Genomic DNA, 11035 nt, shown 5'->3' on the forward strand with positions numbered 1-11035 from the left:
TAATACAGGAGAGATAGTTTTAAATGCAGATTTATTTTGTTCGTCACGGGAAAACACAATGGAACCAAGCACAGATATTTCAAGGAGCACACGGTGATTCTTCATTATTGCTTCAAAGTTTAATTGATATAAAAAAATTAGGAAATTACTTAAAAGGAACAGACTTTTCTGCAATTTATACTAGTCCTTTAAAACGAGCAGTTACAACAGCAAAGGGACTTCAACAAGAATTGGAAACAAATTTGATTATAAAAACTGATGAGCGTTTACGAGAATTTGATTTAGGCCAACTTGAAGGGTTACATTTTTCAAACGCGTTAGCTAAATACCCTGAACAAATAAATAATTTATGGCATCACCCTCAAAATTATGATGGCAAAAGTATTGGTGGAGAAAATTATAGTGATGTAATCAAGCGAGGCAAAAATTTTACCCAAGAAATTGTCCAAAAATATCCTAAAAAAGATCAGAAAGTTTTGGTAATTAGTCATGGAGCTGCACTTGCGGCAATTTTAGGCGGGTTGTTAGGATATTCTCTAAATAATCTTCGTCAACATGGTGGGCTGAGTAATACTAGTTTAACAATCCTGGAAACAATAGACCAAGGAAAAAACTTTCACTTAATTGTATGGAATGAAACTAGTTTTTTAGAAAGAAAATTGGTGGATTCAGATTCATTATGAAAAGTAATAAATTTCCAAAAAAAGATGACAATAAAATGATCAAAAAACGGATAGATAATTTAATTAGTGAAATTGATAACCATCCACAGGAATCAGAAAATTATTTAAAATTAGCAACAATTTTGATCGAAGAAGGTAGCTTTGACCAAGCTACGCAGCTGCTTGAGCAAGCTAAAAATGCAGTTAAGAATCCACAAGATTTAGATTATGATTTGGCAGTGTGTTATTACATGCAGGGAAAATATGATCAAGCACTGAAGCTACTCGATCATATTCCAAATGATGATCTGGTTTTATACCAAAAATCATTAGTTTTAATGAAAATGGGACAACTACAAAAGGCTCTTGCCTATGCTTTGACAATTAGTGAAACTGATGATCGCGTCCTAGAATTACTAGGAGATATTTGGCTTGGTTTGGGAGAATTTGACCAGGCGGAAAAGAGTTATACAACAATTTCGCAGGACCAGCGCAGTGCTAAGGTTAACTTTATGTTAGGAATCACGATTTTAACTAAAAATCGTGATTTAGCAGAAAAATATTTTACCATCTCTCAAAAGCAAGATATTAAATATTTTGAGCAAGCTCAAAAAAAGTATGATGCACTTTTAAAAATAATCGGGGATAAGGACAAGTTTAATGGTTGAGTTCACTGGAAAAATAAATCGTACCATCTTTGAAAATGATCAGGATTTGTACAAAATTCTTGATGTAACAATTATTGATTCAATAGATGGTTATGATCGTGAAGAAATCAAGGTAACAGGTAATTTCGGTGATATTCAAATTGGTGGCACTTATCGATTTCACGGTAGTTTAATTATTCATAATAAGTTTGGACAACAATTTAAGTGTGAAAGTTATAAGCAAGCTTTACCACACGAAAAGGGCAGTTTGGTTAATTATTTGAGTTCTAAACAATTTCTAGGTATTGGCAAAAAAACCGCAAATAAAATTGTTGCTTCATTAGGAATTAATGCTTTAAGTATTTTAAAGGATAATCCCACTAAGATTGCTACATTATCACTGACTAAAAAGCAAAAGGATAGCTTGTTAAATGGTATCAATGCAATGGACTCCTATTCTGAAATTATTCTGAAATTGGCTCAATTTGGTTTAAACAGAAAGGTTTCAAATAAGATATATCAGATTTACCATGGTGAAACTTTGAGTAAACTTCAAAAAGACCCATATGCTATGATAGCGGAAGTGACTGGATACGGTTTTAAAAGTGCTGATCGAATGGGTATGGAATTAGGTCTAGCAAATGATGATCCTCGTAGAATTAAGGGTGCTCTTTTTCAGATTTTAACTGATGAATTAAGTCAAGCTGGTAATACATTTATTAAACTAAAATTACTTTTGACAAATGCTGGTAAATTATTATCATTTGATAACTATGATGTAATTGCAACATGTGTCAATGATCTGCAGCATGAAGGTAAAATTGTTGTCGCAGGTGAAAATGCAGCATTACAAAATATTTTTCAAACAGAAAATGACATTGCCTTAACAATGAAAAATTTACTTGAAAAACAAAAAACAGATAATTATTCTGTAAAAGATGTTCAAAAAGCAATCAAAAAAGCTGAAAAACAACTTAATATTCACTATGATGATATACAACGAGTTGCGATTATTAACGCTTTAACTAATCCAATTTCAATTTTAACAGGGGGACCAGGAACTGGTAAAACAACAATTATTAATGGAATTTTGTTGGCATTACGAAATTTGGCAGAAATTCCTGCCTCAACACTTTATAGTAGTGATCCACCATTTTTATTAGCAGCACCAACGGGAAGAGCTGCAAAGCGCATGGAGGAAATTACCGGGATTACTGCCAAAACAATTCATCGCTTGCTGGGGCTAGGAATCGGTGAAAACGAAGCTATGGATTTAAATGAGTTAAATGGTGAAATTTTAATTATTGATGAAATGTCAATGGTTGATATGTTTTTGTTTAAGCAATTAGTATCAAGTATCAACGAAACTAAGCATGTGGTATTTGTGGGAGATAAAGACCAATTACCTTCTGTAGGACCGGGAAACGTTTTTGGTGATCTAATTAAGGCTGATGTCTTTCCAACAACTGTTTTGAAACAAATTCATCGTCAAGGTGATGATTCAAGTATTATTACTTTGGCACATGCAATTAATGAAGGGCAAGATCAACAAGTTTTATTTACCAAAACTCAAAATTATTCATTTATTTCTTGCCCTCCACATGAGGTTGACCATGTGGTTAGTCAAATAGTTGAACGTGCACTTGCGCGCGGTTTTAAGCAAGATGATGTGCAAATATTGGGCGCAATGTATCAAGGTGATGGTGGTGTTATCAATTTAAATAATGTGATTCAGGAAATAATGAATCCTGCTAAGCCCAGTAGTAAAACTCTTGATATACATGATGAAACTTTTCGCATTGGTGATCGCATTTTGCAGTTACAAAATAATCCTGAAAAAGATATTTACAATGGGCAAATTGGTAAAATACTATCAATTGATGATAAAAATTCAAAAAAATGTATGACTGCTGATTTTGACGGACGTGAGATTATTTTTAGTAAAAAAGATTTGCTTGATGTAACCCGTGCATATGCAATTACCATACATAAAGCGCAGGGATCAGAATTTCCACTAGTGATTTTAAGTTTAACAATGCAAAATTACGTCATGCTTAAGCGGAACTTATTATATACAGCCGTCACTCGGGCTGAAAAAAATTTGGTTTTAATTGGTGACCCGCGTGCGTATACTCTGGCATTACAAACATCAGGTAATGATAGACAAACAGGACTAAGTATAAAGTTACGGGAATTTCTTGGTGCAAATATCTCAAAAAAAGAATTACAAACCAATTCTGTATCTGAGCAAACAATTCTAAAACAGGAGAAAAATGAATATATTCTAACAGCAGAAATGATTTATTCAGGACAGATTGATCCAATGATTGGGATGCAAAAAATTACGTTGCAATCAAATTCGTAAGCAGAGGAGAAAAATGGCAGCAAAAATATTTTTAGGATATGATAATTTAAAAACAAAGTTGGTTGACTGGCTGGCGGCTAACACGCAAGTTATTCAGTTCGATGATGAAACTATAGAAATTATGACACCTGTAAAGGACGCATTAAAAGATGACATTTATTGTTTTGTTACCAAAAAAACAAAAGGCTATCAGGTTAGCGATGATGGAAGATGCCTTTTTAAGTTAGATCCAAGTGCAAGCAATAGTGAACTGTTTGAAGAAGCAGCAGAAGTTGTAGCAAATGCAAAATTTAAGATAAATATTGATAATTGGATAATTAGTACTTTGACAGACGAGAAGAATCTGATGGAAACAATCATGAGATTGGCATATATACAGGCAGCTATTTCATATTTAGTGTAACTTTTACTTTAAAAACTCAAAAATTGTTATAACTATATATATTGTGATTTTAGGAAAAAGATAACTAAAAAATATAAAGATAAATTATTATTATGGCTAAATTATTTAAGCAAGTTTAGTAAAATTGACGTTAGTACAATTAGAAAATAAATGTATCTTTTTTCTTCTATTTTAAAATTATGTGTCATTTTATTAATTAAATTTGTAAAAAGTTAAAAAAAGAGTAAAATTGTCTTTTAAAGAAATAATTGAACGACAGAGAGCGTTCGTTTTGGAGGAATTAAATATGGATTTATCAAAACAGCACAGTCAAGGTCTAACTAAAAATCAAAAGTGGACGATTGCATCGACCTCTTCAGGATTTGCTTTAGAAAATATGGATGTGCTTTTTTTATCTTTTGCAATGAGTTCGATGATTGTTGATCTACATTTATCCGGTGGGGCAGCAGGATTGATTTCCTCAATCACTAATTTGGGTATGCTAGTTGGTGGAATTGTATTCGGAATTCTGGGCGACAAAATAGGGCGAGTGAAAACTTTCAGCCATACAGTTATTATATTTGCTGTTGCAACAGCTTGTATGGCATTTGCCAATAATTTATATTTGATCTATGCTTTGCGTTTCTTGGCTGGAATTGGAGCTGGGGGTGAATACGGAGTTGGCATTGCGCTGATTGCTGAAAATTTTCCAAAATCACAAATAGGGAAAATGACTTCCGTTGCGGCAATTGGAGGACAAATAGGAGCGATTTTAGCTGCATTAATTGCAGCTGTGATTATACCGGCAGTCGGTTGGCATATGCTCTTTTTAATTGGTATTGTACCAGTAATTTTAACAATTTTTATTAGGAAACATCTTCATGAAAGCGAACAGTTTTTATCAGCAAAAACTGAGAGAAAAGGTTCTTTATTGTCGAACGTTTTTAAAGAAATGTTTGCTACAACACAGTTAACTTTTCAAAGTTTAGGTTTAATGTTGATGATGACAGTGCAGATTGCTGGCTATTTTGGATTAATGAACTGGTTGCCAACCATTGTGCAAAAGCAATTACATTTAAATATTGCTAATTCTAGTTTATGGATGATTGCTACAATTGTTGGGATGAGTATTGGGATGATGACATTTGGTTCAATTTTTGATTATTTTGGACCTAGAAGGGCTTTTGGCATTTTCTTAATTGGCTCTGCAGTTATGGTTTATACCCTTAGCTTAGCTACTAATATGATCACTTTACTGCTAATTGGTGCAGTAGTTGGCTTTTTCTCTAATGGGATGTTTGGTGGCTATGGTGCTGTAATTAGTCGACTCTATCCAACTGAAGTTAGATCCAGTGCCAATAATATTATTGTTAACATTGGGCGAGCAATCGGTGGATTTTCATCTGTTGTAATTGGTATTTTGATGGATCATTATAATTTAACAGTTGTAATGGGTTTTCTATCAGCCTTGTATATTATTAGTTTTATAGTGATGATCAACTTGCCAGGATTAAAGAGGTTATCACGGTGATAAAGCATAAAAAAATATAAAAAGTTCCCAAATCGCATTTTTAGCGTCAAGTGATTCGGGACTTTTATAATTAATTTTATTTAAACCTTTATACAACTCATCGTCACTTTTAATATATACAATATTAATTGCGATGAATGATTTATTAAATTATTTGTTACTGTTCAACTAATCTCTGCTATACTAATAGCGTAGTAAAGTTAAATATTAAAAAGAAAGCTAGGATACTATTTTACATTTTAAGAATATCAAATGGGGAAGTAAAGATTATTTCCAAGCTGAAGAATTGTATGTGACAGCTTTTCCTAAAGAGGAACGTATTCCGACAATTCAATTAGTTATCAAATCATTGAGAGAAAACATTTACTTTCAAGCAATTTATAATGATGATCAATTCATAGGTTTGATTTTTGTAGTTGAAGGTAAAATAGCTGTGTATTTGGGATTTTTGGCGATCACATCCAATCAACATGGACATGGCTATGGTTCACAGGTTTTGCAAATATTACGTAAGCGATTTATTGGTAAACAAATAATTTTAGATATTGAACCTGTGATCAAAACTGCACCTAATTATGAGCAGCGTGTTATGCGACTGCATTTCTATGAGAGAAATGGATTTAGTGTTACACGGAGAACGCTAAAAGATGATGGTGGCAGGTTTACTATTTTGACTAGTGATGGAAATTTTGATAAAAATGCACTTAGTCAATTATTGAATTATATGGGGTTTAATTTATATAAATTTAAAATTGAATAAACTCAAGTAAAGGATGACAAATAATTTTAAGATTTTGAAGTTAGAAATAAATGAATAAAAATACAAGTCATAGAAAATTTTGATTAATGCGTGTAAACATTGTTTACAATAGGAAAATAATTTTTTTAACTGACAAAATCCAAATAACCTTAATTATTCATCTAAAAATGCTATTGTATGTTTGTAAACTTCATTTCTGTTTATATGCAAACCGTGATCGCTACCAGGAATTAGATAGTATTTAGAATTATCAAGTACTGCTTGATAATGAATTGCAGCGTAATTATTGACAATCTTATCATTTTCACCATGCAGAATTAAAACAGGTCCATGAAAAGCTTGAGCTATTTTATAAATATTAATAAACTTGGCAGTTCTAAAATACCAGTCATTTATACTGAAACCGTCAAACTTCAGTTTTTTAGGAATGTTCTCGGGATCATAATTAATCCCCATACAAGTACCTATTCTTGCATCATCAACCAGAGTAGCTGCGGGTGACATAAGTACTAATTTATCAATTTTGTCTGGGTAAAATCCTGCCATCATTGATGCTATGACACCACCTTGAGAATGACCAATAAGAAATAATTTGTTTAACCCTTGAAGGTTATCAAAAACGTATTGTAAAATTGCATGAAAATCCTCTAGTTCATTATAAATAGTCATATTGTCCAGTGCACCATCACTCAACCCATGACCGTTAAAGTCAAACCTGATAGTCGCAATTCCTTTGTTTTGTAATTTTTTTGCTAAAACTGGTAATAAGTCATTAACTTTAGGGTCCATCATTCCTACAAATCCATAAGCCAAAATTGCTGCATTATATTTATTTGTCTTTGGGATTGAAAGTTTAGCTGCTAAATTTAAGCCATCATGCTAATTGCGGTGGTTATATATAATTATGATTTTTTAAATTCATAAAAAATTTTATGTAAAAATCACTATTTAAATGTTTAGGTAAACAAAAATACCCCAAGATTAATTTATCTTAGGGGTTCATAATTATTAAACTGTTTCAGTGCATTTATTTATCGTAATAAATTAAAGTGATCAATTGCAAATTCTAGTTCAAAAGAACTCAATTGTATTTCCTCACCATCAAGCTGAGCAAATTCTTTTTTATTGGTTTTTACTGTTATTTTGTCAGCTTCAATGTAATGAAATTGTGGGTCATGCACATGTGAACCATCCTTTAAAAGTTTGATAAACAACTTAGCTAATTTACGTATTGTGAACTTTTCAATTACAACTGTATCGAGTTTGTGGCTGTCAATTCTTGCAGAGGGCAAAAGAGAAATACCACCACCCAAATATGGATGATTTGTTGTAGTTACTAAAAAGGCTTTATTATAATATCGTTTCTTACCATCGCCTACGACTTCAACACTAAATGTGTCCTGCTTACGCAAACTAGATAAAATATTAAGACTGTAAATTAGCTTGCCTTCATTAATTCGATTTAAAATCTTTTTGAACTCAGAGATATTGCTAAAATGATTTACACAAGCATCGAAACCAATACCAAAACTATTAGCAAAATAATAATTTTGGTGACTAGAAGGAGATAATTTAAATGAACCACAGTCAATACGATCAGCTGTTAAACCGTTTTTGAAATGCTTAAGTAGTTTTTTGGGATTAGACGTTAAATTGGCTGCACGTCCAAAGTCATTTCCTGTACCAGCAGGCAAATATGCAAAAGGTGTTTGAGGATTATTTGATCGTTTAATGCCATTAAGTGCTTCATTAAGCGACCCATCGCCGCCAATTATTAACAAAACTTCATTTTTTTGGTGTTTGTGCTCACCGTAAACTTGAGCAAGTTTGATTAACTCACCAGCATAAGTGCTTTTTTTTATATCAAAATGTATATTTTCGTTAACTAAGAGCAAGACAACTTGATCCATTATTTTTTTGGCATGACCGTTACCGGCTGTTTCATTCACTAAGAGATGTATTTTTAATTTGTTATTCATCAATTTTGTTCTTTAAATAAAAAGCCCCTTAGGGCTTTTTTATTTCTTTTCAACTAACATTGGCAAAATCATTGGTCTTCTTTTAGTCTTTGAATATAAAAAATCAGAAAGATTTTCAACAATTGCCTTACGAATGATACTATCTTTTGGATTATCAGTTTTATCCATTTCAGTTTTTAATATGTGGTAAATATGCTTTTGAGCTTGATTAATTAACTCGGTTGATTCACGCATGTAAACAAAACCACGACTTAAAACGTCTGGACCAGCTAAAACACGTTTATGTTTATAATCAACAGTTGCTACTACGATCACAATGCCATCTTCTGATAAAACTTGTCGATCGTGAACCACAACGTTGCCAACATCGGCAGTTCCGGATGTATCAACATAAACATCTCCAGCAGGAACATGACCAGCAATTCGAGATCCTTCAGGACCAAAGCAAATTACTTCGCCATTTTCCAAGACAAAGGTATTTTCAGCAGGTACACCTGCTGCTTGTGCTAGTTCAGTATGAATAACTTGCATACGATATTCACCATGAACTGGGATCATATATTTAGGTTTTGTTAAACGAACCATCATCTTTAACTCTTCTTGTCCGCCATGACCAGAAGTGTGAACATTGTTAATGCGGCCATGAACGACATTTGCTCCACCCTCCATTAATTTATTGATCAAGTGATTGACACTTAAGGTGTTTCCAGGGATAGGGTTGGATGAAAAAATAACCGTATCACCAGGTTGAAGGCTGATCTGCCGATGAGTACCATTAGCAATTCGAGACAGAGCAGCGAGTGGTTCGCCTTGAGAACCAGTACACAGAATCATAACTTCATCAGCAGGAGTGTGATTAATTTCATTTGCATCAACAATTAATCCTTCTGGAACGTTGAGGTAACCAAGATCAATTCCATTTTGTACACCATTTTCCATACTACGACCAAAAATCGCAACTTTTCTTCCAGTATCGATTGCAGCTTGAATTGCTGTTGAAACTCGATATAAATTTGAGGCAAATGTAGCAAAAATTATTCGTCCATGAATACCAGTAATGATATCATGCAATGATTTAGCAACGAATCGTTCTGATTTCGTGAATTGTGAAACTTCAGCATTTGTAGAATCTGACAAAAGTGCTAAAACTCCTTCGTTACCGAGTTTAGCCATTGTTTGAAAGTCTGGAGCTGGTTGATTCATGACAGGAGTTAAATCAAACTTAAAGTCACCGGTAAAAACAACAGCCCCTAGTGGAGTATGGATAGCAATTCCTAATGTATCTGGAATTGAGTGAGTAGTCCTAAAAAAAGTAACACTAAGTTTTTTGAATTTTAGAACTGTATCTTCATGTTCTTCATGTAATTCGGTAGTTCTTAAAAGACCATGTTCTTCAAGTTTGCCCTTAATTAAAGCAAGCGCAAATGGCGTAGCATAAACGGGAATTTCTGGTATTTTTTCAAGTAAGAAAGGAATTCCACCAATATGGTCTTCATGGCCGTGACTGACAACCAATGCTTTAATTTTCTTTCGATTTTTTACTAAATAAGAATAATCAGAAATAACATAGTTAATACCAAGTAAATCATCTTCTGGGAATTTAATTCCGCAATCCATGATAATAATTTCATCTTGATACTGAACACAATACATATTCTTGCCAATTTCATGCAACCCCCCGATTGCAACAATGGCAACTTCATTATTTTTTATACGCAATTAGATTACTTCTTACTTTCAAAGGACGTTAATTTAAAATCAGCGTGCTCTTTTTCGTATTTTAATGAGTTTCCAGCTAGTTCTTGGATTAATTCGATATTGTAGGGGGTATTATCTTCAACTAAAGTTCTAGCGTTGACCATATTTTCAGCCTCTAAGTAAAGAGTCTTGGTTGTTTCTCTTCTTGGATTGACAACCTTGTCTTTTTGATACAAAACTTTGTAGATCATATTTGTATTCTCCTTATTAAATTGTTAAAACGTTCATATTTGGGCATGTAGTAAGAAACTAAAAACCCAATAGTTAATAAAAATTTTAACATAATTGTTATTTCAAGTATAGAAATAAGTTGTTGTCCTTTAACTAAAAAGTCGCCAACTAATTGGCGACGGTTAATTTATCAATAAATTACAACAGTATCATCATCTAGTTTAAATGGTTGCTTTTTATTAATTCGATCATAAAATAAATGACCGCGTAGATGTTCAATTTCATGAGAAGCAACAATAGCAGGGTAATCTTTTAAACGAATTGTTTTTTCTTCTCCATCAACCGTATAATAACGAATTTTAAGCTTATCTGGGCGAAGTACATAACCATCAATTACACGGTCGACACTCAGACAACCTTCACCTTCACTCAAACAAGCTTGTCTAACCGATTCCGACAGAATTTCTGGATTGACAAAAGTTTCTTTAAATACAATTTCACCTTTGTCATTTGGTACAAGTAATGAAGCCATTTGTACACTTTCACCAACTTGTGGTGCTGCAAGACCAACACCTGCACGTAGTTGATGTTTTTCGGCAATTTTTGGATCTTGAGAATTAATTAAATACTCCATCATGTCATCTGCTAATTTGCGATAATGCTCGTTTAATGGAAATGTTAGTGGTTGTGCCACTTTGCGCAGTACTGGATTACCATCTCGGGTAATATTTTTCATTAAAATCAATTGTCATCACTCTTTCATAAAATTTATACATATAT

Annotated in this window: 11 protein-coding genes; 6 read left to right on the forward strand and 5 right to left on the reverse strand. The window is 32.9% G+C overall.

The annotated features are described in order from the left end of the window. Nucleotides 1-23: 23 nt before the first annotated feature. From F5ESL0246_RS03375 to F5ESL0246_RS03400, 6 genes are all read left to right on the forward strand, one after another. Nucleotides 24-683 (forward strand): histidine phosphatase family protein, encoded by a 660-nt coding sequence (locus tag F5ESL0246_RS03375; protein WP_122018105.1) that lies wholly within the window; start codon nt 24-26, stop codon nt 681-683. Continuing rightward, the gene (locus F5ESL0246_RS03380; RefSeq protein ID WP_122018106.1) at nt 680-1330 is read left to right on the forward strand and encodes a lipopolysaccharide assembly protein LapB; all 651 of its coding nucleotides are present in this window, start codon (nt 680-682) and stop codon (nt 1328-1330) included. Before F5ESL0246_RS03375 ends, F5ESL0246_RS03380 begins: the two co-directional genes overlap by 4 nt. After that, nucleotides 1323-3674, forward strand: a complete 2352-nt coding sequence (locus F5ESL0246_RS03385; RefSeq protein ID WP_122018107.1) for an ATP-dependent RecD-like DNA helicase — start codon at nt 1323-1325, stop codon at nt 3672-3674. Before F5ESL0246_RS03380 ends, F5ESL0246_RS03385 begins: the two co-directional genes overlap by 8 nt. A 13-nt stretch (nt 3675-3687) precedes the next feature. Continuing rightward, on the forward strand, nt 3688-4077 hold the full coding sequence (locus F5ESL0246_RS03390) for a DUF1828 domain-containing protein (protein ID WP_122018108.1): 390 nt from the start codon (nt 3688-3690) through the stop codon (nt 4075-4077). A gap of 286 nt (nt 4078-4363) precedes the next feature. Continuing rightward, nucleotides 4364-5587, forward strand: a complete 1224-nt coding sequence (locus F5ESL0246_RS03395; RefSeq protein WP_122018109.1) for an MFS transporter — start codon at nt 4364-4366, stop codon at nt 5585-5587. Between the two features lie 292 nt (nt 5588-5879). Then, nucleotides 5880-6347: a GNAT family N-acetyltransferase gene (locus F5ESL0246_RS03400; RefSeq protein ID WP_122018110.1), complete on the forward strand. Its 468-nt coding sequence runs from the start codon at nt 5880-5882 to the stop codon at nt 6345-6347. A gap of 153 nt (nt 6348-6500) precedes the next feature. On the opposite strand, the gene F5ESL0246_RS03405 is transcribed toward F5ESL0246_RS03400, so the two are convergent. The 5 genes from F5ESL0246_RS03405 to def all read right to left on the reverse strand — a co-directional run bounded on the left by F5ESL0246_RS03405 (nt 6501) and on the right by def (nt 11000). Next, nucleotides 6501-7193: an alpha/beta hydrolase gene (locus F5ESL0246_RS03405; protein WP_255409496.1), complete on the reverse strand. Its 693-nt coding sequence runs from the start codon at nt 7191-7193 to the stop codon at nt 6501-6503. Nucleotides 7194-7378: 185 nt separating this feature from the next. After that, nucleotides 7379-8326: a diacylglycerol kinase family protein gene (locus F5ESL0246_RS03410; RefSeq protein WP_122018112.1), complete on the reverse strand. Its 948-nt coding sequence runs from the start codon at nt 8324-8326 to the stop codon at nt 7379-7381. Between the two features lie 39 nt (nt 8327-8365). Next, nucleotides 8366-10045, reverse strand: coding sequence for a ribonuclease J1 (gene rnjA / locus F5ESL0246_RS03415; RefSeq protein ID WP_122018113.1), 1680 nt, complete (start codon nt 10043-10045; stop codon nt 8366-8368). Between the two features lie 5 nt (nt 10046-10050). Continuing rightward, the gene (locus F5ESL0246_RS03420) at nt 10051-10275 is read right to left on the reverse strand and encodes a DNA-dependent RNA polymerase subunit epsilon (RefSeq protein ID WP_122018114.1); all 225 of its coding nucleotides are present in this window, start codon (nt 10273-10275) and stop codon (nt 10051-10053) included. A gap of 170 nt (nt 10276-10445) precedes the next feature. Next, nucleotides 10446-11000, reverse strand: coding sequence for a peptide deformylase (gene def, locus F5ESL0246_RS03425; RefSeq protein ID WP_122018115.1), 555 nt, complete (start codon nt 10998-11000; stop codon nt 10446-10448). Nucleotides 11001-11035: the final 35 nt, after the last annotated feature.

Origin of the sequence: Lactobacillus sp. ESL0246 (assembly GCF_003692965.1) — a bacterium.
Taxonomy (GTDB): Bacteria; Bacillota; Bacilli; order Lactobacillales; family Lactobacillaceae; genus Lactobacillus.

Excerpts from the sequence above, each read along its gene's own strand:
- F5ESL0246_RS03375 (WP_122018105.1), top strand. The coding sequence starts at position 24 with ATGCAGATTTATTTTGTTCGTCACGGGAAAACACAATGGAACCAAGCA.
- F5ESL0246_RS03380 (WP_122018106.1), top strand. The coding sequence starts at position 680 with ATGAAAAGTAATAAATTTCCAAAAAAAGATGACAATAAAATGATCAAA.
- F5ESL0246_RS03385 (WP_122018107.1), top strand. The coding sequence starts at position 1,323 with ATGGTTGAGTTCACTGGAAAAATAAATCGTACCATCTTTGAAAATGAT.
- F5ESL0246_RS03390 (WP_122018108.1), top strand. The coding sequence starts at position 3,688 with ATGGCAGCAAAAATATTTTTAGGATATGATAATTTAAAAACAAAGTTG.
- F5ESL0246_RS03395 (WP_122018109.1), top strand. The coding sequence starts at position 4,364 with ATGGATTTATCAAAACAGCACAGTCAAGGTCTAACTAAAAATCAAAAG.
- F5ESL0246_RS03410 (WP_122018112.1), bottom strand. The coding sequence starts at position 8,326 with ATGAATAACAAATTAAAAATACATCTCTTAGTGAATGAAACAGCCGGT.
- F5ESL0246_RS03420 (WP_122018114.1), bottom strand. The coding sequence starts at position 10,275 with ATGATCTACAAAGTTTTGTATCAAAAAGACAAGGTTGTCAATCCAAGA.